Below are 24,236 nucleotides of genomic sequence, written 5' to 3' on the forward strand. Positions count from 1 at the left end.
CACGCAGTGAGCAGCAACAACGGTGACGTCCGGCTCTGGGGCGCGCGTTTCGCCGACGGACCGGCCGAGGCGCTGGCCAAGCTGTCGGCCTCCGTCCACTTCGACTGGCGGCTCGCGCCGTACGACATCGCCGGCTCCCGCGCCCACGCCCGCGTCCTCAACAAGGCGGGCCTGCTCACCGAGGACGAGCTGACCCGGATGCAGGACGGCCTCGACAAGCTCGAAGCCGATGTCGCGGACGGCTCCTTCACCGGAACCATCGCCGACGAGGACGTCCACACCGCGCTGGAGCGCGGACTGCTGGAGCGCCTCGGCCCCGACCTCGGCGGCAAGCTGCGGGCCGGCCGGTCGCGGAACGACCAGATCGCCACCCTCTTCCGGATGTACCTGCGCGACCACGCCCGGATCATCGGCGGCCTGATCGCCGACCTCCAGGGCGCCCTGGTCGGCCTCGCGGAGGCCCACCCGGACGTGGCGATGCCCGGCCGGACCCACCTCCAGCACGCCCAGCCGGTGCTCTTCGCCCACCACGTGCTCGCCCACGTCCAGTCGCTGTCCCGGGACGCCGAGCGGCTGCGCCAGTGGGACGAGCGCACAGCCGTCTCCCCGTACGGCTCCGGGGCGCTCGCCGGATCCTCGCTCGGCCTGGACCCGGAGGCGGTCGCCGCCGACCTCGGCTTCGAGCACGGCTCGGTCGCCAACTCCATCGACGGCACCGCCTCGCGGGACTTCGTCGCCGAGTTCGCCTTCATCACCGCGATGATCGGCGTCAACCTCTCCCGGATCGCGGAGGAGGTCATCATCTGGAACACGAAGGAGTTCTCCTTCGTCACCCTCCACGACGCCTTCTCCACCGGCTCCTCGATCATGCCGCAGAAGAAGAACCCGGACATCGCGGAGCTGGCCCGGGGCAAGTCCGGCCGTCTCATCGGCAACCTGACCGGCCTGCTCGCCACGTTGAAGGCCCTCCCGCTCGCGTACAACCGCGACCTCCAGGAGGACAAGGAGCCCGTCTTCGACTCCTGCGACCAGCTCGAAGTCCTGCTCCCCGCCTTCACCGGCATGATGGCCACGCTCACCGTCAACCGTGAGCGCATGGAGGAGCTGGCCCCGGCCGGCTTCTCGCTCGCCACCGACATCGCGGAGTGGCTGGTGAGGCAGGGCGTGCCGTTCCGGGTCGCGCACGAGGTCGCGGGCGCCTGCGTCAAGGAGTGCGAGCGGCACTCCATCGAGCTCGACGAGCTGACCGACGAGCAGTTCGCCGCGATCTCCGAGCACCTCACCCCGGAGGTCCGCACGGTCCTCAACGTGCGCGGCGCCCTCGCCTCCCGCAACGGCCGCGGCGGAACGGCCCCCTCCGCCGTCGCCGTACAGCTCGCCGAGGTGAAGAAGGACCTGGAGGCCCAGAACGCCTGGGCGACCGCGAGCCGGTAGCCGTACCGCGCCACGGAAGCCGTACGGCCTCGCGTACGTGACGTCGCGCCCGGGCGGCGTACGTACGGTGTCGTCGCAGGTGTACGAAAGGTGTCGCGGGCTACGTTGACCGGGGTAGGAGTATCCGCAACCGACCCCGAGGAGCCCGCGATGCCCTTCACCGCCCTGGCCACCGCGACGACCCCCACCGCCCACATCGGACTGGGCCTCGCAGCCGTCGGGAGGCCCGGATACATCAACCTCCACCGTGATCAGGACTTCCCGGAAGGCCGGGACGTGGAGGATCTGCGCGCCCGCACCCACGAGCTGCTCGACGCGGCGTACGCGCAGGGCGTCCGGTACGTCGACGCGGCCCGCTCCTACGGCCGCGCCGAGGAGTTCCTCGGCGAATGGCTCGACGCCCGGCCCTCCTTCACCGACCTCGTCGTCGGCTCCAAGTGGGGGTACACCTACACCGCCGACTGGAGCACCGAAGCCGAGGCCCACGAGGTCAAGGACCACAGCCTCGCCACCTTCGAGCGCCAGCGCGCCGAGACCCGCGAACTCCTCGGCGACCGGCTCGACCTCTACCAGATCCACTCGCTCACCCCCGACAGCCCGGCCCTCGCCGACAAGGAACTCCACGAGCGCCTCGCCGCCCTCGCCGCCGAGGGGGTCGCCGTCGGCTTCTCCACCAGCGGCCCCAACCAGGCCGACGCCATCCGGGCCGCGCTCGCGCTCACGGTCGACGGCCACCCCCTCTTCCGTACCGTCCAGGCCACCTACAACGCCCTGGAGACCTCGGCCGCGCCCGCCCTCGCCGAGGCCCACGAGGCCGGGCTCACAGTGATCGTCAAGGAGGGCATGGCCAACGGCCGCCTGGCGGGGGACGAGGCGCCCGCCGTGTTCCGCGAGATCGCCGCCGACGCGGGGGTGGGCGGCGACGCGGTGGCCCTGGCGCTCGTTCTCCACCAGCCCTGGGCCGGAGTCGTCCTCTCCGGCGCCGCCACCGTCACCCAGCTCGCCGGAAATCTGCACGCCCCCGTCGTCGGCCTCGACGAGGAGCAGCGGGACCGGCTGGACGCCCTGGTGGAGGAGCCGGAGTCGTACTGGCGCCACCGCGCGGCCCTTCCCTGGCACTGAGGAAGAAAGCCGCCCGGCCTCAGGAGCTCGTGAGGACGACGAGCTCCTGGGTCGCCCGGGTCATCGCCACATACCGGTCGACCGCCCCCTCGATCCCCTCGCCGAACGCCTCCGGGGCGACCAGCACCACCAGGTCGAATTCGAGGCCCTTCGACAGCTCCGGGGTCAGCGACCGCACGCGGGGCGTCGCCCGGAACGTCGGATCGCCGATGACACACGCGATCCCGTCCGTATGCGCGTCGAGCCACGCCTCCAGGACCGCATCCCGTTCCGCGACCGGTCCACGGCGGACGGGGCGCCCGCCGGTACGGATCGACGTCGGCACATTGGCGTCCGGCAGCACGGCCCGGATCACCGGCTCGGCCTCCGCCATGACCTCCTCCGGCGTCCGGTAGTTGACGGTCAGGGAGGCCAGAGCCACCCGGTCGAGCCCGACCCGTTCCAGCCGCTCCTGCCACGGTTCGGTGAACCCGTGCCGGGCCTGGGCGCGGTCCCCGACGATGGTGAAGCTCCGGGACGGGCACCGCAGCAGCAGCATCTGCCACTCCGCGTCGGTCAGCTCCTGCGCCTCGTCCACGACGATGTGCGCGAACGGGCCCGCCAGCCGGTCCGGTTCGGCGCCGGTGGACGCGGCCGGGTCGACCAGGGTGTCCTTCATGTCCTGGCCGTGCAGCATCACCAGCGCACCTTCGCTGTCGACATCGGCGTCGGCCAGGGTCTCGTCCGCGAGCAGCGAGTCGATGACCTGGGCCATGCCCGCGCGTTCGGCGGCCACGGCCGCCTCCTGCCGACGCCTGCGACGCCACGCCTCCGGGTCGCCCACCCGCTGCCGCGCCGCGTCCAGGACCGGCAGATCGGCCACCGTCCAGGCCTGCGCGTCCGAGCGCTGCAACAGCCGCACCTCGTCCCGGGTGAGCCAGGGAGCGGCCATGCGCAGATACGCGGGGACCGACCACAGGTCACCGACGAGCTCGGCCGCGTCCAGCAGCGGCCACGCCCGGTCGAAGGCCGCGGCCAGCTCCCGGTCCTGCTCCAGCGCCTTGCGCAGCAGGTCGAGCGGGACGCTTTCGCCGTCGTGCTTCTCCACCAGCAGCGTGAGCAGCTCCTCCCGAACCTGGTCGCGCGCCTCGTTGTGTACGGCCCCGGGTCCGGCAGCCTCGAACGCCACGGCCCAGTCGGCGGCGCTCAGCCGGACCTCGGACCAGGGGGTCGTGACCGTCAGGGACCCGGTGGGCGGCTCCTCGTAGAACCGGACGGCCGCCTCGACCGCCTTCACAAGCCCGGCGGACGCCTTCAGCCGGGCCACCTCCGGGTCCGCCTCCGCCGCAGCGGTGGCCCCCTCCTCCACCAGGTCCCGCAGGGTGCAGGTCCGGACACCCTCCTCCCCGAGGCTCGGGAGGACATCGGCGACGTACCCCAGGTAGGGGCGGGACGGGCCGACGAACAGGACCCCGCCGCGCCGGTGGGCGAGCCGGGGGTCGGAGTACAGGAGGTACGCGGAGCGGTGCAGGGCGACGACCGTCTTTCCCGTGCCCGGCCCGCCGTCCACCACGAGCGCGCCGCGGGAACCGGCGCGGATGATGGCGTCCTGGTCCGCCTGGATGGTGCCGAGCACGTCCCGCATCCGCTCCGACCGGTTGCTGCCGAGGCTGGCGATGAACGCCGACTGGTCGTCGAGCGCGGCATGCCCGGCGACGGCGTCAGGGGCGAACACCTCGTCCCAGTAGTCGCTGATCCGGCCACTGCTCCAGCGGTATCTGCGGCGGCTCCGCAGCCCCATCGGGTTGGCGTGGGTGGCGCCGAAGAACGGCTCGGCGGCGGGGGAGCGCCAGTCGACCAGCAGCCGGCGGCCCTCGCTGTCGGTGAGGCCGAGCCGGCCGACGTACACCGGTGCGGAGCCGTCCTCGCCGGCCATGTGCCCGAGGCAGAGGTCGAGCCCGAAGCGGCGCAGGGTGCGCAGGCGGGCGGTGAGCCGGTGGATCTCCGCGTCGCGGTCCATCGCCTGGCGTCCCGTGCCGCCGGGGGCCCTGCGCTCGGCGTCGAGGCGGGCGGTCAGCTCGGCGATCGACGCGTCCAGGGTCCGGGCGATGGCCGCGAAGTGCTGCTCGTCGGCGGCGATCAGCGCCGGGTCGGCCTTGGGGGAGAGGTGGTCGGGGAGGAGGAAAGCGCTGGTGGGGAGGGTGTTCACGGCGTCCGTTCCGTCGAGTGTCTGTGAGGTGGGTGATCGGGGCGAGGCCGGTTCAGCCCACCGGTACCGGCGCCCCGAACCACCGCGGCAACGCACCGTTCAGCTCCTTCTGCTCCTCGCCGGCCCAGGCCACATGCCCGTCCGGCCGGAGCAGGACGGCGGGCACGTCCAGTTCCTCCGCCGCGTCGGCCACATGGTCGACCCGGTCCTCCCAGCCCGCCACGGAGAGTCCGCCGGTCCGGTCGAGCAGCAGGCCGCGGCCCCCGTGCATCAGCTCGTAGAGGCGGCCCTGCCCGAGCGGCAGGTCCCGCAGCCGCCGGCCGAGCAGTTCGTGGCCCTCGCCGAGGTCGTAGCGGACGTCGACGGCGGTGATCATGCCGGTCACGTACCGGTTCACCTCCTCGAAGTCCATCAGCTTCGCGAACATCTCCCGCAGCGCGGTCGCCCCGGGACCGGTCCCCAGAAGCGTGATCTGCGCGCGGGTGTTGTCCAGCACGCGGGCGCCCACCGGGTGCCGTTCGGTGTGGTAGCTGTCCAACAGCCCTTCCGGCGCCCAGCCGTTGACCTCGGCGGCCAGTTTCCAGCCGAGGTTGAACGCGTCCTGCACACCGAGGTTGAGCCCCTGACCGCCGGTCGGCGGGTGGATGTGCGCCGCGTCGCCGGCCAGCAGCACCCGGCCCGCCCGGTACCGCTCCGCCTGACGGGTGGCATCACCGAACCGGGACAGCCAGCGGGGCGAGTGGACGCCGAAGTCGGTGCCCGCGAGATCCCGCAGCCGCTGCTTGAACTCCTCCAGGGTCGGCGCGGCCGCACGGTCCTCGGAGACCCCGTCGGCGGGCACGATGACGCGGAAGGTCCCGTCCCCGTTGGGGATGGTGCCGAACCGCAGCTGGGTCCTGCGGACCTCCGCCACGACAGCGGCGACCACCTCCGGATCCTCGGTCATCTCCATGTCGCCGAGCAGCGTCTCGACCGTGGCGGGCTCGCCGGGAAAGGCGATGCCCAGTTCCTTGCGCACCACACTGCGGCCGCCGTCGCACCCGACGAGGTAGCGCGAGCGCAGGTGGGTGCCGTCGGCAAGAGTGACGGTCACCCCGTCGTCCTGCCGGCTCACCCCGGTCACCTCGCAGCCGCGCCTGATCTCGGCGCCGAGCTCGACGGCCCGCTCGCGGAGCAGCCGCTCGGTGACCGGCTGGAGGGTGGAGAGGCCGTACGGGTGCGCGGTGTCCAGCCGGTCCGGCCACGGCTTCTGGATGCCCCCGAAGAACCCGCCGACCTGGAACTTCTCGCTCACCGCGAGGAACCGGTCCAGCAGCCCGCGCTGGTCCATCACCTCGACGCTCCGCACATGCAGCCCGCGCCCCCGGGTCTCCCGGGTCGGCTCGGCCAGCTTCTCCAGTACGACGGTCCGCACCCCGGCCAGCCGCAGTTCGCAGGCCAGCATCAGTCCGGTCGGTCCACCACCGGCGACGATTACGTCGATCATCACAGTTCCGCCCTTGTCGACGTCGAATTCCCGAAGCCGGTCCGCCGGGACCTGGCTTCGGCCGTCGATTCTGCGGCATATGGGGGGCCTTGCGGCAAGACCCCCCATGCGCTATAAGTTGAGAGTGGCAAGGAGTGGGTTCACCTCCTGTCGATCCCGCCACTCGAAGGCACCAGGTCCCTCAAGGTGCCCGGTCCCTCGTGGCACAGCACCCCGCACAGCTCGGCTCACGTACCGCATAGGCATACCTGCGCCCTCTCGATGAGACAATCGCGTCTCACTTGGGTTATGGTCGTCTCATGACTCTCGACCGTGAGCAGGTGCTGCGCAGCGCCGCCGCCCTGCTGACCCACAAATCGACCGCCACCATGGACGAGGTCGCCAAAGCGGCGGGTATCGGGCGCGCCACCCTCCACCGCCACTTCGCCGGACGCGACGCGCTGGTGAAGGCGCTGGAGGACCTCGGTATCCAGGAGTTCGAGGCGGCCCTGGACGCCGCCCGGCTCGACGAAGGCACCTCCGAGGAGGGGCTTCGCCGCCTCATCGCGGCCGTCGAGCCCAGCGCCGGTCTGCTCTCGTTCCTCGTCACCGAGAACCAGCTCTTCGAGGGCGACCAGGTCAACGAGGGCTGGAACCGGGCCGACGCCCGGGTCTCCGCCTTCTTCCGCCGCGGCCAGGAACGCGGCGAATTCCGTATCGACCTCACCCCCGCCTGGCTGACCGAGGCCCTCTACGGGCTCATCGGCACCGGAGCCTGGGCCGTGCAGGTGGGACGGGTCGCCACACAGGACTTCCAGTACATGATCGTCGAGCTGCTGCTCGGCGGAGCCCGCCGGAGCGTGGAGCAGTGACCAGCATCGACCAGCACCCGAAGGCCACGGACGACGTGCGCCGCCCAGGACGGTGGATCGCGCTCGCCGTGCTCGTCCTCGCCGTGCTGCTGGTGGCCGTCGACGCCACAGTCCTCGGCCTCGCCACCCCGTTCCTCAGCGAGGATCTCGCCCCCACCGGCAACCAGCTGCTCTGGATCGGTGACGTCTACTCCTTCGTCATCGCCGGCCTGCTCGTCTCGATGGGCTCCCTCGGCGACCGCATCGGCCGCAAGAAGCTGCTGCTGGTCGGTGCCGTGGCGTTCGGCGCGGTCTCCGTGCTCAACGCGTACGCGACCACGCCCGAGATGATGATCGTGGCCCGGGCGCTCCTCGGTGTCGCGGGGCCACCCTGATGCCGTCCACCCTCGCCCTGATCCGCAACCTCTTCCACGACCCGCGCGAGCGCAGTCTCGCCATCGGCATCTGGGGCGCGGCCGCGTCGGCGGGCGCTGCCGTCGGCCCCGTCGTCGGCGGATTCCTGCTCGAACACTTCTGGTGGGGTTCGGTCTTCCTGATCAACCTGCCCGTGATGGCCGTGCTCGTCGTCGTCGGCATCAAGATGATCCCGGAGTCGAAGAACCCGGCGCCCGGCCCGTGGGACATGCCCAGCGTCGGGCTCTCCCTGGTCGGCATGATCGGCGTCGTGTACGCCATCAAGGAGACGGCCTCGCACGGGTTGGGCTGGGGACCCGGCGTCGCGGCGCTCGTCGGCGCCGGTGCGCTCACCTGGTTCGTCCGCAGGCAGCTCCACCTGCCCGCCCCCCTGCTCGACATGCGGCTCTTCCACCACCGGGGCTTCTCCGGCGCTGTCCTCGCCGACCTGCTGACCATCCTCGGACTGTCGGGCCTGGTCTTCTTCCTCTCCCAGTTCCTCCAACTGGTGCAGGGCCGCGGACCGCTGGAGGCCGGACTCGCCGAACTGCCCGCCGCCATCGGCGCGGTGGCCGCCGGTCTGCTGGCCGGTTTCGCCGCCCGCCGGTTCTCGGTGCGCTCGGTCGTGGCGGGCGGCCTCGGCGCGGTCGGTCTCGCGCTGGGCACAGTGACCCTCCTCGACCAGCACACCGGCTACCCGCTGCTCGGTTCCATGCTGCTGGTCGTCGGCGTCGGCGCCGGGTTCTCCTTCACCGTCACCGCCGACGTCATCCTCTCCAGCGTCCCGAAGGAGCAGGCCGGTTCCGCGTCGGCCGTCTCGGAGACGGCGTACGAGCTCGGCGCGGCCCTCGGTATCGCCCTGCTCGGCTCCATCGTCACCGGCATCTACCGGGGCTTCCCGACCCCCGCCGGTATCCCCGCCGACGTCGAGGCGGCGGCCCACGAGTCGCTCGGCGGGGCCGTCGAAGCGGCCACCGCGCTGCCCGCCGCCCAGGCGGGTCCGCTGGTCTCGGCGGCCCAGGAGGCGTTCGTCGACGGTATGCGGTCCGCCGCGGGCGTCGGTTCGGCGGTGCTCCTCGCGGCGGCCGTCGCCGCCTGGTTCCTGCTGCGGGGCCAGAAGCTGGAGGACGGTATCGAACATCCGTAGTTGCCGCATACGGAAGGGCCCGCACCCCGGTCTCTCAGGGGTGCGGGCCCTTACACGCAAAAGGCTCTACGAGATCTAGGCGGCCTTGGCCTTCGTGGCGTACATGTCCACGTACTCCTGGCCGGAGAGCCGCATCACCTCGGACATCACCGAGTCGGTCACCGCCCGCAGCACATAGCGGTCGCGGTCCATGCCCTCGTAGCGGGAGAACTCCATCGGCTCGCCGAAGCGCACCGTGACCTTGCCCGGCCGGGGCAGCCCCGCGCCGCCCGGCTGGAGCTTGTCGGTGCCGATCATGGCGAACGGGACCACCGGGGCGCCCGTCATCAGCGTCAGCCGCGCGATCCCCGTACGGCCCCGGTAGAGCCGGCCGTCGGGGGAGCGGGTGCCCTCCGGGTAGATCGCGAAGGCCTGGCCCTCCTCCAGCACCCGGCGCCCCGTCATCAGCGCCGCGACCCCGCCCCGGCCGCCGTCCCGGTCCACCGGGATCATGCCGCAGCCGGTGAAGAACCAGGCCATCAGGCGGCCCTTGAGCCCCTTGCCCGTCACGTACTCGTCCTTGCCGATGTAGAACACCGGCCGGTCGCAGCAGATCGGCATGATCATCGAGTCGATGAACGTGAGGTGGTTGCCCGCGAGGATCACCGGCCCGGACCCGGGAATGTTCTCCGCGCCTTCCACCTGTGGGCGGAACATCAGGCGCAGAATCGGTCCGAGCACTGCCTTGATGACCGTGAGACGGGACAACGGTTCCTCCGGTGTCGTGGCCGGGCCGGCCAGGTCGGGTGAGGTGGTGCGGGGGTGATGCGGGGTGGTGTCCGTCGGTGCGAAGTGTTGGACTGTGCAGGTGAGGACGATACTCGCGGGTATGCACTGATCGCACATCGGGTTCACGGAGTGGATACGCGATGTTGACGTGTGTTTCCGCCGTGTTCGCCCCCGATCCGCCCCGCGGACCCGCCCGCCTGCCTACGATCGGGCCCCGCCCGAAAGGGTCAGGACAGCACCGAGCGAGGAGCATTCATGACGGAGCGTGTGACCGGCAGTCCCGGCCGGCGGGCCCTTCTGGGCGCCGCGGTCCTCTCCACGGCGGCCCTGGGCCTCACCGGCACGGCACACGCCGCCGAGCGGGGACGCGGCGGTCACAGCGGCGGCCACGGCCCGCTGCGGGACCTCCCCGTGCCGACGGTGATCGGCCACCGCGGGGCCAGCGGCTACCGCCCCGAGCACACCCTCGGCTCCTACCAGCTGGCGCTGGACCTGGGCGCGCACATCGTCGAGCAGGACCTCGTGCCGACCAAGGACGGCCACCTCGTCTGCCGGCACGAGAACGACATCACCGGCACCACGGACGTCGCCGACCACCCCGAGTTCGCCGGCCGCAAGGCCACCAAGAGCATCGACGGCGTCTCCTACACCGGCTGGTTCACCGAGGACTTCACCCTCGCCGAGCTCAAGACCCTGCGGGCCGAGGAGCGCATCCCCGGCAACCGCCCCGACAACACCCTCTACGACGGCCGCTGGACGATCCCCACCTTCGAGGAGGTCCTGCGCTGGGCCGACAAGGAGGGCCGCAAGCGCGGAAAGCCCGTCTGGCTGTACGTGGAGACCAAGCACCCCACCTACTTCCGGAGCCTGGGCCTCGGCCTGGAGGAGCCGCTCGCCCGGCTGCTCCGCCGCTACGGCCGGGACCGCAAGAACTCCCCGCTCATCCTCCAGTCCTTCGAGCCCACCTCCATCCAGCGCCTCGCCCGCCTGGTCGCCACCCCGCGCGTCGTGCTGCTCTCCGGCCCGACGACCCGCCCCTGGGACTTCGTGGAGTCCGGCGACCCGCGCACGGTGGCCGACCTAGTGAAGCCCGCCGGGCTGAAGTGGATCGCCTCCTACGCCCAGGGCATCGGCCCCACCCTCGACCTGGTCATCCCCAAGGACGCGGCAGGCCGGCTCACCAGGCCGACCACGCTCGTGAAGGACGCGCACGCCCGCGGCCTGCTCCTGCACCCGTACACACTGCGCAACGAGAACAGCTTCCTGCCCGCCGACTTCCGGCGCGGAACCGACCCCAACGCCTACGGTGACGTCTTCGGCGCCGCCGCCGCGTACCTCGCCACCGGCATCGACGGCATCTTCGCCGACCACCCGGACACCGCGCTGCTCGCCGCGGCGGACTTCAAGGGGCGCTGACCTCGCGGTCGTACGGGTCCGGCCGGCTCCCGCGAGTACGCGGCGTCAGCCACCGGGCCCGTACATGCCCCGGTCGGGTGGTGCCGGGCGCGCGGAGCAACCGGCCGCTCCACCACCACGTCCGCCGGGGCATGACGCTTCTCGATCATGAACCCGACCGGGCCACCCGCACCGCCCTCACCGTCCGCGCCTTACAACCCCTGGTGCGCGCGGAGGCGAGGGCCGAGGCACCCGCCGCCGGACTCGACCCCGCCGACCTCGAACAGACCGTATGGCTGCGGCTCCTGGAACGCCCCGCCGCGGCCGGACCGCCCCGCGACCCGGCCCGCTGGGTGCGCGACACCGTACGGGCGGAGGCCCGCAGAGGGCGCCGCACGGCCCGGCGGGAACGCCCGTACGCCGGAACGGAACCCGCCGCTCCTCCTGCCGGCAGCCCGGAAGGGGTCGCCCTCGGCGCCGCCGAACGCCGTGCGCTGCGCGCCGCGATGGCCCGGCTGCCCGAACGCTGTGCCCGGCTGCTGAATGCGATGCTGGCGCCCACCGACCCGACCTACCGAGAAATCGCAGGGGAGTTGGGTATGTCACAGGGGAGTTTGGGCCCGATCCGTTCCCGTTGCCTTGGATGTCTGCGCAGAATGCTGGCGGCGGAGGTTGTCACCCCTGAACTGCGGGGAAGAGGGCGGTAGGCAACCGGGCGGACAGGTGAGCGGGAGGCGTGCACACATGGGCATGAGCGTGATCATCTCGGCGGCGACGGCACAGGACGTGGAGCAGATCTTCCGGCTCCAGTACCTCTGTTTCCAGCGCGAGGCAGAGCTGTACGACAACTACCGGATCGACCCGCTCGTCCAGACCCTCGACGCGGTACGCGGCGAAGTCGCCGACGACCTGGTGTTCGTGGCCCGCCTCGGCGACGAAGTCGTGGGCTCGGTACGCGGATTCACCGACCCGGACGGTACGGGACAGATCGGCAAGCTCTGTGTGCACCCCCGGCTCCAGGGTCACGGGCTCGGCACCCGGCTGCTGAACGCGGCGGAGGCGGCCCTGGCGGCCGACCGCGCGGCCACCCGCTTCCGGCTGCACACCGGCCACCGCAGCGAGAGCAACCTGAGGCTCTACCGGCGGGCCGGCTACGCCCAGGTCGGAGACGCCACGGGCACGGACGGCGTCCGGCTCATCCTGCTGGAGAAGGAAGCGGCGGCCCAGGAGTTCGTGGCCAGCGCCTGACAGGTCGACGCCTGACGCGCCGGCGCCTGACAGGCCGGCGCCAGCCCCGGGTTCCGCGTCAGGCCCTCTTGGCGCGCCGCAGCCAGATCATCCCGGTGACCGGCAGGATCACCGGGATGAAGAGGTACCCCATCCCGAAGTCCGACCAGACGGTGGAGTCGGGGAACGCGGACGGCTCGGCCAGCGTCCAGGCGCCGACGACAAGGACGCCCAGCAGCTCGGCGGCGCAGCACACCAGCGCCGCCCGGCGGGCCTTCTCGCCGCCGCGCACCAGCGAGTACGTGATGAACCCGTAGACCACGGCGGCGACGGCCGAGAGCGAGTAGGCCAGCGGAGCCCGGTCGAAGCCCCGGATCACCTCGACGACCGAGCGCGAGGCCGCCGCGACCGTGAACACCCCGTAGAACCAGACGAGCACCCGGCCCGGTCCTGTGCCCAGCTCGAAGGACGGCTTCGTGCCGGGGGTGGCGGGGGACTGGTCCGGGCGCCGGTCGGTGTCACTCACGTCAGTTACCCCAGATGTCGTAGAGCCGTACTTCGAGGACCGCCAGCACGAGGGCGCCCGCCGCCACCGTCACCGAGCCCCAGCGGGTCCGCTCGGACAGCGACAGGACACCGGCCGCCGGTACGGCCGCGAACGAGCCGATCAGATAGGCGATGAACACCGCCATCCCCTGCTCCGGCCGCTCCCCGCGCGCCAGCTGGACGATGCCCACCACCAACTGGGCCAGCGCCAGGACGGTCACGACGGCCATCCCGATGAAGTGCCAGTCCTTCGTCGGCTGGTCCTTGTAGGCGGCGTGTCCGCACCAGGCGGCGAGGGCGAGCGCGGTCACGGCGACCGCGACCGTCAGGGCGTCAAGCATGTAGCGAGGGTATTACGGCCGGACCACCCGCCCGCGTGCGGCCCCGCCCAGCCCCGGCCCGGCGGCGGCGATCGTGGCCTTGACCACAACGACGACCCGGCCCGGACCCCCCGATGCCTGCCCCCAGGACCCCGCGACCCCCTCGTACACCCCAGTCATCGCAGGTCAGAGCCTTACGGGCATACGTCGGCGGGGCGGTCCGGAACGAGGCGGCGGACCATCCACGGCTGTCCGGTATTCGGACAGCCGGGTTCGCGCCGAGGTGGACGTCTGTTTTACTTGGGCCCATGACCACGACGAGCAGCCGCACCCTTGCGACCGAGGCGATCAGTACGCCCGGTGCTCGTTGTATGTGTCGAATGCGCGCCTTCTGAGGGCCCCCGCCTGAGTCTCACGCCCCGAAGCGAGACCGAGCCTGCGCCGTTCGCCCCCTGTGGAACGAGCCGCCCGAGCATGCGCTGTTCCCCGGCCGACCGCCGTACACAGCCGTGCTGAGACGTAAACCGGCCGACCAGCCCGAACCAGTCTCTTCAGACGTTTGCCCCGTGCCCGGCGGACACCCGCGCCGCGCACTCGACAGTGACGGAAACCCCTGTGATCACCACTACGGGCCTCACGAAGGTCTATCAGTCGCGCGACCGTGAGGTCACCGCACTCGACGGAGTCGACCTCCACGTCCGTGAGGGCGAGATATACGGCGTCATCGGACAGAGCGGCGCCGGGAAGTCCTCCCTGATCCGCTGCGTCAACCTGCTGGAGCGCCCCACCTCCGGCACGGTGACCGTGGCCGGCCAGGACCTCACCGCCCTCGCCGGACGGGGCCGGCGGGCGAGCGCGGAACTGCGCGCGGCCCGCACCCGGATCGGCATGGTCTTCCAGCACTTCAACCTGCTGGACTCCCGCACCGTCCTGGACAACGTGGAGCTCCCGCTGGAGATCCTCGGAATCTCCGGCCAGGAACGCACCCGCAAGGCCAGGGAGCTCCTCGACCTGGTCGGCCTCGCCGAAAAGGCGAAGGCCTACCCCAAGCAGCTCTCCGGCGGCCAGAAGCAGCGCGTCGGCATCGCCCGCGCCCTGGCCGGCGACCCCAAGGTGCTGCTCTCGGACGAGGCGACCTCCGCCCTCGACCCCGAGACCACCCGCTCCATCCTCCAGCTGCTGCGCGACCTCAACCAGCAGCTCGGCCTGACCATCCTGCTGATCACCCACGAGATGGACGTCGTCAAGACGATCTGCGACTCCGCCGCCCTCATGCAGCGCGGCCGGATCGTGGAGTCCGGCACCGTCGGCGGACTGCTCGCCACCCCCGGCTCCGAGCTGGCGAGCGAGCTGTTCCCGGTCGGCGGGACCGCCTCCGGACCCGACCGCACGGTCGTGGACGTCACCTTCCACGGGGAGGCCGCCACCCAGCCGGTGATCTCCCAGCTCTCGCGTACGTACAACATCGACATCTCGATCCTCGGCGCCGCGATGGACACCGTCGGCGGCAAGCAGATCGGCCGGATGCGCATCGAGCTGCCCGGCCGGTTCGAGGAGAACGTCGTCCCCATCGGCTTCCTGCGCGAGCAGGGCCTCCAGGCCGAGGTCGTCGAGGACGAGACCGGCCCGAAGACCCCCGCCGCGGCCACCGGGTCCGCCGCGCCCGCCGCAACCGTCGTACCGGAGCAGACGCCCGCCGCGATCACCAAGGAGGCCGTCAAGTGACCTGGTCCGAAATGCAGCCCCTGCTGACCCAGGGCACCTTCGACACCCTCTACATGGTGCTCTGGTCGGCGCTGGTCACCGTCGTCGGCGGACTGCCGCTCGGTGTCCTGCTGGTCCTCACCGACAAGGGCGGACTGCTCCAGAACACCGCGGTGAACAAGGTCATCGGCGTGATCGTGAACATCGGCCGCTCGCTGCCGTTCATCATCCTGCTGATCGCCCTGATCCCCTTCACCACCTGGGTCGTCGGTACTTTCATCGGCCCCACCGCGATGATCGTCCCGCTCGCCGTCGGCGCCATCCCGTTCTTCGCCCGGCTCGTCGAGACGGCGATCCGGGAGGTCGACCACGGGCTCGTCGAAGCGGTCCAGTCGATGGGCGGGTCCATCCCCACCATCGTCCGCAAGGTGCTCCTGCCGCAGGCCCTGCCCTCGCTCGTCTCGGGCGTCACCACCACCCTCATCGTGCTCATCGGCTACTCCGCGATGGCCGGTGCGGTCGGCGGCGAAGGGCTCGGCTCCAAGGCCGTCACCTACGGATTCCAGCGCTTCGACAACCAGTTCATGCTGATCACCGTCGCGCTCCTGGTCGTCCTCGTCAGCGTGATCCAGCTGATCGGCGACCTCGCCGTCCGGCTGCTGGCCCGCCGCGGCCGCACCGCCTAGGCCGCCGCCCCCTGAACTTTCCCGTCCCCACCGAGCCCGAACTCCTTGTCCGGGCGCACCACCATAAGAAAGAGGCACTTTTCGTGCGCAAGAACATCAAGATCACCGCAGCTGTCGCTTCCGCCGCCGCCCTCGCCCTCGGCCTGAGCGCCTGCGGTACGGACTCCGACCCGGCCGCCAAGAGCGAGAGCGGGGCGAAGGCGGACACCTCCAAGGCCCTCGTCGTCGCCGCGTCCCCGACGCCGCACGCCGACATCCTGAACTTCGTCAAGAAGAACCTGGCGGAGAAGGAGGGCCTCAAGCTGGAGGTCAAGGAGTTCACGGACTACGTCCTGCCGAACACCGCCACCCAGTCCGGCCAGGTCGACGCCAACTTCTTCCAGCACAAGCCCTACCTGGACGACTTCAACGAGAAGAACAACACCACCATCGTCCCGGTCGTGAACGTGCACCTGGAGCCCCTGGGTCTCTACTCCAAGAAGATCAAGGACCTCAAGGACATCAAGGCCGGCCAGACCATAGCCGTCCCCAACGACACCACCAACGGCGGCCGCGCCCTCCAGCTGCTCGCCGAGAACGGCCTCATCACGCTCAAGGACGGCGTCGGCACCACCGCCAAGCTGAGCGACATCACCGACAAGAAGGGCCTGGAGTTCAAGGAGCTGGAGGCCGCCACCGTGCCCCGCGCCCTGAACGACGTGGACGCCGCCGTCATCAACGGCAACTACGCCCTTGAGGCCAAGCTCTCCCCGGCCCAGGACTCCCTCGCCCTGGAGAAGGCCGAGGGCAACCCGTACGCCAACTTCCTGGCGGTGAAGGCCGGCAACGAGAAGGACCCGCGCGTCGAGAAGCTCGCCAAGCTCCTCAACTCCGACGAGGTCAAGAAGTTCATCGAGGACACCTACAAGGGCTCGATCGTCCCGGCCTTCGGCGCCCCCGCCACCTCCTGACCCCCGCCACCTTCCGACCCCGCCAAGTCCTGACCTCCATCAGGCACTTGACCGACGGAGCCCCGCCCCTTCCGCCAGGAAGGCGCGGGGCTCCGTCGTGCGGACCCGCCCATGCACAACGCGGATGCGATGCTGCATGCTGTGCTTTTACCCGGTCTTCTGCATGGAGCTGCGCATGACTACCACCTTTCCGTCCATCTCCATCAGCACGGACAGGTTGGTGATGCGCCCCTTCGACATGGCCGACATCCCCGCGTACATCGAGATGATGAACGACGAGATGGTCACCGCGTGGACCGACGGACCGCACCCGTACACCCAGGTCGACGCCGAACGCTGGGTCCGCAGAATCGCCCCCGGGGAACGCACCTCGGGCCACGGCATCGCCCTCGCCGTCACCGAGTTCCTCACCCAGCGGCTCGTCGGCAGCGTCCAGCTCATCAACACCGACTGGCGCACCCTGGCCACCGAGGTCCGCTACATCACCGCCCCCTGGGCCCGCGGCGAGGGGTACGCCACCGAATCCGTGCTGGCGGTCGCCGAATGGCTCTTCCGCGACCAGGGCTTCGAACGCATCGAGCTGCGCACCCCCGCCGACAACACCGCCTCCCAGCAGGTCGCGCAGAAGCTCGGCTGCATCAGCGAGGGCGTCCTGCGCAACGCCCGGATCGCCCGGACCCGCACCGAGAACGGCACCGACGGCGGCTGGACCGACATCCGCACCGACCTCATCGTCTGGGGACTCCTCCCCGAGGACCTCGAAGGCGTCGCCGAGGAGCTGGCCGACGCCGGCGGCTACGGCACGTACAACGACTGGAAGTAGCCCCGGACCCCCGGAACCGGGCCACCGGCCGGGCCCCGGTCCGGACCAGGTACTCTCACCCCTGCCCGCCACCGCGCGGACCGAAGCCCCGCTCCCTCCGACACCCCAGGAGACAGACGACGATGGCCGACCGGGTCACGGTGATCGGCTGGGACGGCTCGCCACTGACCAGAGCGGCCACGGCCGCGCTCTCGGCCGCCACGCTCGTCGCGGGCGCCGCACACCACCTCGCCCTGCCCGAAGTGCCCACGAGCGCCGAGCGCATCCGGCTCGGCAGCGTCGACCTGGCCGCCCGCCGCATCGCCGGCCACCGCGGCAGCGCCGTCGTCCTCGCCGACGGCGACCCCGGCTTCTTCGGCGTCGTCCGCACCCTGCGCGCCCCCGAACACGGCCTCGAAGTCGAAGTCGTCCCCGCCGTCTCCGCCGTGGCCACCGCCTTCGCGCGGGCCGGAATGCCCTGGGACGACGCCCAGGTCGTCGTCGCCCACCCGCGCACCCTGCGCCGCGCCGTCAACGTCTGCCGGGCGCACCACAAGGTCGCCGTCCTCACCTCGCCGGGCGCGGGCCCCGCCGAACTGGCCCTCCTCCTCGAAGGCGTCCACCGCACCTTCGTGATCTGCGAGGAGCTCGGCACCGACCGCGAACGCGTCACCGTCCTCACCTCCGACAAGGCCGCCGACCACACCTGGCGCGACCCCAACGTCGTCATCGTCATCGGCGGCGGCCCCGAGACCACTGCCACCGGTGCCTGGTTCGCCGGCCGCGAGCCCGCCTACCCCCAGGGCATCCGGGGCTGGGCCCTGCCCGCCGAGGCCTACCGGGAGGCCGGAGCGGAACGCATGCGGGAGTCCGGCGAGGGGGAGTCCCCGAACCTGCGCGCCGCCCAGCTCGCCCGCCTCGGCCCCCGCACCGGCGACCTGGTCTGGGACATCGGCTCCGGCAGCGGCGCCCTGGCCGTGGAGGCGGCCCGCTTCGGCGCGGCGGTCATCGCGGTGGACGCCGACCCGGGCGCCTGCTCCCGTACGGACGCCGCCGCCCGCGCCTTCGGCGTACCCCTCCAGATCATCTGCGCCCGCGCCCCGCAGGTCCTGGAACGGCTGCCCGAACCCGACGTCGTACGGGTCGGGGGCGGCGGTGTCCCGGTGGTCCGGGCGGTCATGGACCGGCGCCCCGAACGCATCGTCACGCACGCCTCCAACCGGGACGAGGCCGAGGCGCTCGGCGCGGCACTCACCGGCAACGGCTACACCGTCGAGTGCTCGCTGCTCCAGTCCGTCGACCTGGACACCGAGGTGTGGACCGAGCGCGAACGGTCCGTCGTGTTCCTTCTCTCCGCACGACGTTCGGACCTCGCCCCCTGACCTTTCGGTCCGGTACGGGAGGTAGGCTGGCCGATTGTTGTACCGCGCCCGGACGTTCGTCGCTTCGTTCGTCAATGTCCGGAAAAGTGGACTGTTTTGTTCCGCTCTGTGGTACGGCACCAACCGGGGGACGCGCGACGTGGCGCAGTCCACAGCGAGCCGTGGCGGAACTGCCTGCCGCGGCGGCGAACGGCCGCGAGAATAAGAAGAGGTCCGCGGGCGTTTCGTGCCGCGCGGCGAGCCCGCTCGTTCTTGATGACGAGCACCGGCGTGCCGTGGTTCGGCGTCCCGGGCGATGGGCCGAAGGAGCACTGACGATGGGCGAGGGGTACGCATGACTGACACCGGCCAGATCCCGGGCGAGGGACAGCCGGAGAACGCAGGCATGGTGGAGCAGCCGGGCATCCCCGCCCCGGGCGCGTACACCTTCCTCGACCCCTCCGAGCACGCACCCGAGGACGACGACCTTCTGCTGATGCCGACCTCCCAGGGCGCGTGGAGCGACCCGCAGACGGCCCAGGCCCAGGCCCAGACGACCTCCCAGGCCGTCTCCGCGCCCGCTCCGCAGGCTGCCTCCGCTCCCGCGCCTCAGGCCGTGGTCACCCCGGCTCCGCAGGCCGTCTCCGCCCCGGACGCGCAGGACACCGCACCGGCTCCCGCCGCGGCCCCCGCCCCCGACCAGGCCGCACAGCAGTTCCCGGCCCAGCAGCCGCCGCAGCCCCAGCAGGAGTACGCGGTGGAGCCGCAGGTTCCCGCGCAGGGCCAGGAGGCCCGGATCCCGGCCGGGGCACACGGCACCCATGAGTCCGGAGGCCGCGACTCCGGCTCCGTCGACCTCAACGCCGTACGGATCCCCGCCCCCGCCCCCGTGCAGACGCCCACCCCGGTCGGTGCCCGCGCGGCGGCGCGCCGCCCCCTGCACCGGGGCCCGGCTTCGGCCGAGGCCCCGTCGTACGGCGGCGGTACGCAGGGCGGCGGAGTGGTCCGCTCACTGGCCGACCGAGGCCCCGCCGGAGCGGTGAGGACCGCACCCCCCGCCCGCCACGCGAGCCCGTCGGCGACCGGCCCCGAGTACTTCGACGCCCCGGCCGACGAGGCCCCGGTGCTGCCGGGCCCGCAGCTGGGCGAGATCCCGCCGCAGGGCGCGGCCCCGTGGGGCCCGCCGCCGCAGCCCGAGCCGGAAGTGACGGCTCCCGAGCCGGTGCAGGCGGCGCAGACGGAAGCGCCGGCTGAGCCCGTCGCCGAGCCTGAGGCTGAGGGTGAGGTCCGGCCTGAGGTTCAGCCCGAGGGGGTGCCGACAACCGAGGCCGAGCCGGTCGCGGTGGCCGAGGTGGCGGCCGGGGCCGAGCAGGGTGCGGCTCCCGAAGCGGCGGTCCAGCCCGAGGCCGTGGCGCCGGAGGCGGCGGCCGAGGCCCAGCCGCCGGTCGCACCGGAGGCTGCGCCCCAGCCCGAGCAGATCGTGCAGCCCGAACAGGTCGTGCAGCAGACGGTGGAGGCCGAGGCGGCGGTGAAGGCTCCGGCCGAACCGGTCCAGCCGGAGCCGGTCCAGCCCGAGGCGGCCGTCGAGCCCGAGCAGATCGCTCCTCCCGCCGTGCCGGAGCAGCCGGTGCCGGCCGAGACGGTCGTTCCGGCCCCCGTGGAACAGCCGGTCCAGCCCGAGGCGGCGGTCGAGCCCGAGCAGGTCGTCCCGCAGCCCGAGCCGGTGCAGCAGGCGGCCCCGGCAGAAACGGTCGTTCCCGAGCCGGCCACTGCCACGGAGCCGGAGGCCCCGGCGGAAGCGGCTGCCCAGCTTCCGGACGAGGAGCCGGCCGCACAGGTGGCCGAGGCCCCGACGGAGGAACCGGCCGCTCAGGTGGCCGGGGCCCGGGGGGAGCAGCCGACCGAGCAGGTGGCCGAGGTCCCGACGGAGCAGGTGACCGCGCAGGCGCCCAAGGCCCCGGCGGAGCAGCCGGCCGAGGCACTCGCCGAGGTACCGGATGTGCCCGCCGACATCCTTCCGGCCGAGTCGCCCGAGGGGCAGCCCGCCCCGGCGGAGGCCTCCGTACCGGAGCCCTCGGCTCCCGTACAGCCGGTCGAGGCCGTTGAACCGGCCCAGGCCCAGGCCCCCGCCGAAACCACGGAGTTGGCAGAGGCCCCCGAGCAGGCCCTGGAGCCCGCCGCCGCAACCGCTCTGCCCGCCGAGGCGGAGCCCGCCCCCCAGCCCGAACCGGCAGCGGCGGCCGAGCCCTCACCGGCGGAGCCCGAGCCCGCACAGCCCGCCGCTGCCCCCGCAGCCGCGGCTGACGCCGACGCCGAGGACGGCACCGGACCCGAGGTCATCGAGACCCCGGGAGTGGACGGGCCGGTCGAGGAGCAGGCAGCGGAGACGGCCCCCGCTGAGCCGTTCACCCCGCCCGCGCCAGGCTACGACGACGCCGAGCGCGAGGCGGTGCTCCGGGTCATGCGCGAGCGCCGGGACATCCGCAACGGCTTCCGCAGCGACCCGATTCCGCACGAGGTCCTGCTCCGGGTGCTGGAGGCCGCCCACACCGCGCCGAGCGTCGGCCACTCGCAGCCCTGGGACTTCGTCGTCATCCGGTCCGCCGAGACGCGCCGTTCCATGCACGAACTGGCCCAGCGCCAGCGGGAGGCCTACGCCAAGTCGCTCCCCAAGGGCCGGGCGAAGCAGTTCAAGGAACTGAAGATCGAGGCGATCCTCGACACCCCGGTCAACATCGTCGTCACCGCCGACCCCACCCGCGGTGGCCGGCACACCCTCGGCCGCCACACGCAGCCGCAGATGGCCCCCTACTCCTCGGCGCTCGCCGTGGAGAACCTGTGGCTGGCGGCCCGTGCCGAGGGCCTCGGCGTCGGCTGGGTCAGCTTCTTCGACGAGCGGGAGATGGTCCGCGCGCTCGGACTGCCCGAGCACCTCGAAGTCGTGGCGTACCTCTGCGTCGGTTACGTCGACGAGTTCCCCGAGGAGCCCGAGCTGCTGCAGGCGGGCTGGTCCAAGCGCCGCCCCCTCTCCTGGGTCGTCCACGAGGAGACGTACGGCCGACGCGCGCTGCCCGGCGAGGAGCCGCACGACCTGCTCCAGGAGACGATCTCCGCCATCCGCCCGCTGGACGCGAAGGCGCTCGGGGAGGCGTGGGAGCGGCAGAAGCGGATGACCAAGCCGGCCGGTGCGCTCGGCATGCTGGAGATCATCTCGGCGCAGCTGTCCGGCCTCTCCCGGATGTGCCCGCCGCCGATCCCGGAGCCCGCGGCCGTCGCGATCTTCGCCGGTGACCACGGGGTGCACGCCCAGGGCGTCACGGCGTGGCCGCAGGAGGTCACGGCGCAGATGGTGGCGAACTTCCTCGGCGGCGGAGCCGTCTGCAACGCGTTCGCCGCGCAGGTCGGCGCGGAGGTCTGCGTAGTCGACGTCGGTGTCGCATCCGACCTGCCCGCCACCCCCGGGCTGCTGCCTCGCAAGGTGCGCAAGGGCACGGCGGACTTCACCACGGGCCCCGCCCTCACGAGGGAAGAGGTCCTGGCCGCGATCGAGGTCGGCATCGAGACCGCCCGCGACCTGGTGGCGGCGGGCAACAAGGCGCTGCTCACCGGTGAGATGGGCATCGCCAACACCACCGCGTCGGCCGCGCTGATCTGCGTCTACACCGGGAGCGATGCCTCCGAGGTGACCGGCCGGGGGACCGGCATCAACGACGAGATGCACGCCCGCAAGGTCGACGTCGTACGGCGTGCGCTCGACCTCCACCAGCCGGACGCGTCCGACCCGATCGGCGTGCTCGCGGCGGTCGGCGGCCTGGAGCACGCCGCGATGGCGGGTTTCCTCCTCGGTGGAGCCTCCCTGCGTACGCCGGTGATCCTGGACGGCGTGAGTGCGGGAGCGGCGGCCCTGGTCGCCCGCGCCATCGCCCCCGAGGCACTGGCCGCCTGCATCGCCGGCCACCGCAGCGCGGAACCCGGCCACGTGGCAGCCCTGAACAAGCTGGGCCTGCGCCCGCTGGTCGACCTGGACCTCCGCCTGGGCGAGGGCACGGGCGCGCTGCTGGCGCTGCCGATCGTGCAGAGCGCGGCGCGGGCGATGCACGAGGTGGCGACGTTCGACGCGGCGGGAGTGACGGAGAAGTAGTCCGGCCCCTCCGGGGCTCCGCCCCCTTCCAGCCCCTCCGGCGTTTGAGGAGCGGGGTCCGGGGCGGAGCCCCGGTTTCGGGAAGGGGCGGGGAGGGGACAGGCCCGCCGCAGGCGCCCCACCCCACCGCCCACCCAAGGCCCCCCGCCCCCAGGCCCCACCCCCCACCACCCCGTATCGTGTTCCCCACCCAGGCCCCCCCACTTCCGCACGTCACAGCCGCTCCACCGCCGCAGCGGCCCTACGCAGCACCCCGCACGAGGAGCCCGCACCGCCATGGCCGAGCACGCAGACCACGCCGAGCACGCAGCTCACGCCGATCACCCCGCGTACCCCGTCGGACTGCGCCTGCACGGCCGCCGGGTCGTCGTCATCGGCGGCGGCCAGGTCGCCCAGCGCCGCCTGCCGCAGCTCATCGCCACCGGTGCCGTCATCACCCTGATCTCCCCCTCCGCGACGGCCTCCGTCGAGGCGATGGCGGACGCGGGCGAGATCCGCTGGGAGCGCCGCCGCTACCAGGACGGCGACCTCGCCGACACCTGGTACGCCCTGGTCGCCTCCTCCGACACCCCCGCCAACGACGCCGCCTCCGCCGAGGCCGAACGCACCCGCACCTGGTGCGTACGGGCCGATGACGCCGAAGCCGCTACCGCCTGGACCCCGGCCACCGGCCGCAGCGAGAACGTCACGGTCGCCGTCCTCACCACCACCTCCCAGGGCCGCGACCCCCGGCACTCCGCCGCCATCCGCGACGCCATCGTCGAGGGCCTGCGCGACGGCACCCTCGCCGCCCCGCACCACCGCACCCGCGCCCCCGGCGTCGCCCTGGTCGGCGGCGGCCCCGGCGACCCGGACCTGATCACCGTGCGCGGCCGCCGCCTCCTCGCCGAGGCCGATGTGGTCATCGCCGACCGCCTCGGCCCCCGCGACCTGCTCGACGAACTGCCGCCGCACGTCGAGGTGATCGACGCGGCGAAGATCCCGTACGGCCGGTTCATGGCCCAGGAGGCGATCAACCAGGCCCTGATCGAGCACGCCAAGGCGGGCAAGGCCGTGGTCCGGCTCAAGGGCGGCGACCCGTTCGTCTTCGGCCGGGGCATGGAGGAGGCCCAGGCGCTGGCCGCCGAGGGCATCCCCTGCACGGTGGTCCCCGGGATCTCCAGCACCATCTCCGTCCCCGGAGCGGCCGGTATCCCGGTCACCCACCGGGGCGTCGCCCACGAGTTCACCGTGGTCAGCGGCCATGTCGCCCCTGAGGACCCGCGCTCGCTGGTCGACTGGGAGGCCATCGCCCGGCTGCGCGGCACCCTCGTCCTGCTGATGGCCGTCGACAAGATCGGTGCCATTGCCGCCGCCCTGATCGCCCACGGCAAGGACCCAGCCACCCCGGTCGCGCTCGTCCAGGAGGGCACCACCGCCGCTCAGCGCCGGGTCGACGCGACCCTCGCGGACGTCGGCGAACGGGCGGTCGCCGAGGACGTGCGCCCGCCCGCCGTGATCGTCATCGGCGATGTCGTCGCGGTTGGCCCGCACTCCGCACCGCGCCTGGACGCCCCGCCGGCGGAATGACCGCAGTCCCAAGCACTCGCATCACCCGCATCACCCGCATCACCCTGAGCACCCGCAGCACTGGCATCACCCTCAGCACTCCAGCATCCAAGTAACCCGCGGTTACGCATCTGATCCCAGGCGTTGGCACCGCACACCGGACAAGG

The 24,236-nt window shown here is 72.3% G+C and carries 18 protein-coding genes and 1 pseudogene; 14 read left to right on the forward strand and 5 right to left on the reverse strand.

The annotated features are described in order from the left end of the window. The first annotated feature begins 6 nt into the window (after positions 1-6). Positions 7-1,434, forward strand: a complete 1,428-nt coding sequence (gene argH / locus IE264_RS30035) for an argininosuccinate lyase (protein WP_032758410.1) — start codon at positions 7-9, stop codon at positions 1,432-1,434. A 150-nt stretch (positions 1,435-1,584) separates the two neighbouring features. Next, on the forward strand, positions 1,585-2,556 hold the full coding sequence (locus IE264_RS30040; RefSeq protein ID WP_032758411.1) for an aldo/keto reductase: 972 nt from the start codon (positions 1,585-1,587) through the stop codon (positions 2,554-2,556). 19 nt (positions 2,557-2,575) lie between these two features. On the opposite strand, the gene helR is transcribed toward IE264_RS30040, so the two are convergent. Both helR and rox read right to left on the reverse strand, forming a co-directional pair. After that, positions 2,576-4,744: an RNA polymerase recycling motor ATPase HelR gene (gene helR / locus IE264_RS30045; protein WP_032758412.1), complete on the reverse strand. Its 2,169-nt coding sequence runs from the start codon at positions 4,742-4,744 to the stop codon at positions 2,576-2,578. Positions 4,745-4,796: 52 nt separating this feature from the next. Next, positions 4,797-6,230 carry a rifampin monooxygenase gene (gene rox / locus IE264_RS30050; RefSeq protein ID WP_032758413.1) on the reverse strand — a complete coding sequence of 478 codons (1,434 nt, stop codon included), beginning with the start codon at positions 6,228-6,230 and terminating at the stop codon, positions 4,797-4,799. A 299-nt stretch (positions 6,231-6,529) separates the two neighbouring features. Between rox and IE264_RS30055 the strand changes: the two genes are divergently transcribed. Then, positions 6,530-7,081, forward strand: a complete 552-nt coding sequence (locus IE264_RS30055) for a TetR/AcrR family transcriptional regulator (protein WP_015607434.1) — start codon at positions 6,530-6,532, stop codon at positions 7,079-7,081. Further along, a pseudogene (locus IE264_RS30060) lies at positions 7,078-8,621 on the forward strand (MFS transporter). The gene IE264_RS30055 and the pseudogene IE264_RS30060 overlap by 4 nt, the downstream one beginning before the upstream one ends. Before the next feature lie 75 nt (positions 8,622-8,696). On the opposite strand, the gene IE264_RS30065 reads toward IE264_RS30060, so the two are convergent. After that, positions 8,697-9,368: a lysophospholipid acyltransferase family protein gene (locus tag IE264_RS30065; protein WP_031123659.1), complete on the reverse strand. Its 672-nt coding sequence runs from the start codon at positions 9,366-9,368 to the stop codon at positions 8,697-8,699. 276 nt (positions 9,369-9,644) lie between these two features. On the opposite strand from IE264_RS30065, the gene IE264_RS30070 reads away from it, so the two are divergent. The 3 genes from IE264_RS30070 (at position 9,645) to IE264_RS30080 (ending at position 12,032) form a co-directional block, all read left to right on the forward strand. Then, positions 9,645-10,805 carry a glycerophosphodiester phosphodiesterase gene (locus tag IE264_RS30070; RefSeq protein ID WP_032758415.1) on the forward strand — a complete coding sequence of 387 codons (1,161 nt, stop codon included), beginning with the start codon at positions 9,645-9,647 and terminating at the stop codon, positions 10,803-10,805. A gap of 131 nt (positions 10,806-10,936) precedes the next feature. After that, positions 10,937-11,491, forward strand: coding sequence for a sigma-70 family RNA polymerase sigma factor (locus IE264_RS30075; protein WP_078657524.1), 555 nt, complete (start codon positions 10,937-10,939; stop codon positions 11,489-11,491). A 37-nt stretch (positions 11,492-11,528) separates the two neighbouring features. Next, entirely contained in the window at positions 11,529-12,032 is a 504-nt protein-coding gene (locus IE264_RS30080) for a GNAT family N-acetyltransferase (protein ID WP_015607429.1), read from the forward strand. Between the two features lie 58 nt (positions 12,033-12,090). On the opposite strand, the gene IE264_RS30085 is transcribed toward IE264_RS30080, so the two are convergent. Both IE264_RS30085 and IE264_RS30090 read right to left on the reverse strand, forming a co-directional pair. Further along, the gene (locus IE264_RS30085) at positions 12,091-12,537 is read right to left on the reverse strand and encodes a hypothetical protein (protein WP_032758416.1); all 447 of its coding nucleotides are present in this window, start codon (positions 12,535-12,537) and stop codon (positions 12,091-12,093) included. Between the two features lies 1 nt (position 12,538). Then, positions 12,539-12,898, reverse strand: a complete 360-nt coding sequence (locus IE264_RS30090; protein WP_015607427.1) for a hypothetical protein — start codon at positions 12,896-12,898, stop codon at positions 12,539-12,541. 594 nt (positions 12,899-13,492) lie between these two features. Here IE264_RS30090 and IE264_RS30095 point away from each other — a divergent pair. From IE264_RS30095 to cobA, 7 genes are all read left to right on the forward strand, one after another. Then, positions 13,493-14,602: a methionine ABC transporter ATP-binding protein gene (locus IE264_RS30095; RefSeq protein WP_015607426.1), complete on the forward strand. Its 1,110-nt coding sequence runs from the start codon at positions 13,493-13,495 to the stop codon at positions 14,600-14,602. Next, on the forward strand, positions 14,599-15,267 hold the full coding sequence (locus tag IE264_RS30100; RefSeq protein ID WP_031123655.1) for a methionine ABC transporter permease: 669 nt from the start codon (positions 14,599-14,601) through the stop codon (positions 15,265-15,267). Before IE264_RS30095 ends, IE264_RS30100 begins: the two co-directional genes overlap by 4 nt. Positions 15,268-15,350: 83 nt before the next feature. Next, the gene (locus IE264_RS30105; RefSeq protein ID WP_015607424.1) at positions 15,351-16,217 is read left to right on the forward strand and encodes a MetQ/NlpA family ABC transporter substrate-binding protein; all 867 of its coding nucleotides are present in this window, start codon (positions 15,351-15,353) and stop codon (positions 16,215-16,217) included. Positions 16,218-16,353: 136 nt separating this feature from the next. Then, entirely contained in the window at positions 16,354-17,040 is a 687-nt protein-coding gene (locus IE264_RS30110; RefSeq protein WP_015607423.1) for a GNAT family N-acetyltransferase, read from the forward strand. Positions 17,041-17,162: 122 nt separating this feature from the next. Then, entirely contained in the window at positions 17,163-18,401 is a 1,239-nt protein-coding gene (gene cbiE / locus IE264_RS30115; protein ID WP_015607422.1) for a precorrin-6y C5,15-methyltransferase (decarboxylating) subunit CbiE, read from the forward strand. Between the two features lie 334 nt (positions 18,402-18,735). Further along, positions 18,736-22,521 (forward strand): nicotinate-nucleotide--dimethylbenzimidazole phosphoribosyltransferase, encoded by a 3,786-nt coding sequence (cobT, locus tag IE264_RS30120; RefSeq protein WP_032758417.1) that lies wholly within the window; start codon positions 18,736-18,738, stop codon positions 22,519-22,521. A 276-nt stretch (positions 22,522-22,797) separates the two neighbouring features. Next, on the forward strand, positions 22,798-24,090 hold the full coding sequence (gene cobA / locus IE264_RS30125; RefSeq protein WP_032760829.1) for a uroporphyrinogen-III C-methyltransferase: 1,293 nt from the start codon (positions 22,798-22,800) through the stop codon (positions 24,088-24,090). The last annotated feature ends 146 nt before the right edge of the window (positions 24,091-24,236 follow it).

Origin of the sequence: Streptomyces microflavus, assembly GCF_014650075.1 — a bacterium.
Lineage (GTDB): Bacteria > Actinomycetota > Actinomycetes > Streptomycetales > Streptomycetaceae > Streptomyces > Streptomyces microflavus.

What these genes read in the sequence shown, in the direction of transcription:
- IE264_RS30070 (WP_032758415.1), top strand. Translation starts at nt 9,645, where the DNA reads ATGACGGAGCGTGTGACCGGCAGTCCCGGCCGGCGGGCCCTTCTGGGC.
- IE264_RS30080 (WP_015607429.1), top strand. Translation starts at nt 11,529, where the DNA reads ATGGGCATGAGCGTGATCATCTCGGCGGCGACGGCACAGGACGTGGAG.
- cobT (WP_032758417.1), top strand. Translation starts at nt 18,736, where the DNA reads ATGACTGACACCGGCCAGATCCCGGGCGAGGGACAGCCGGAGAACGCA.
- IE264_RS30110 (WP_015607423.1), top strand. Translation starts at nt 16,354, where the DNA reads ATGCTGTGCTTTTACCCGGTCTTCTGCATGGAGCTGCGCATGACTACC.
- cobA (WP_032760829.1), top strand. Translation starts at nt 22,798, where the DNA reads ATGGCCGAGCACGCAGACCACGCCGAGCACGCAGCTCACGCCGATCAC.
- IE264_RS30040 (WP_032758411.1), top strand. Translation starts at nt 1,585, where the DNA reads ATGCCCTTCACCGCCCTGGCCACCGCGACGACCCCCACCGCCCACATC.
- IE264_RS30090 (WP_015607427.1), bottom strand. Translation starts at nt 12,898, where the DNA reads ATGCTTGACGCCCTGACGGTCGCGGTCGCCGTGACCGCGCTCGCCCTC.
- cbiE (WP_015607422.1), top strand. Translation starts at nt 17,163, where the DNA reads ATGGCCGACCGGGTCACGGTGATCGGCTGGGACGGCTCGCCACTGACC.
- IE264_RS30075 (WP_078657524.1), top strand. Translation starts at nt 10,937, where the DNA reads ATGACGCTTCTCGATCATGAACCCGACCGGGCCACCCGCACCGCCCTC.
- IE264_RS30055 (WP_015607434.1), top strand. Translation starts at nt 6,530, where the DNA reads ATGACTCTCGACCGTGAGCAGGTGCTGCGCAGCGCCGCCGCCCTGCTG.
- rox (WP_032758413.1), bottom strand. Translation starts at nt 6,230, where the DNA reads ATGATCGACGTAATCGTCGCCGGTGGTGGACCGACCGGACTGATGCTG.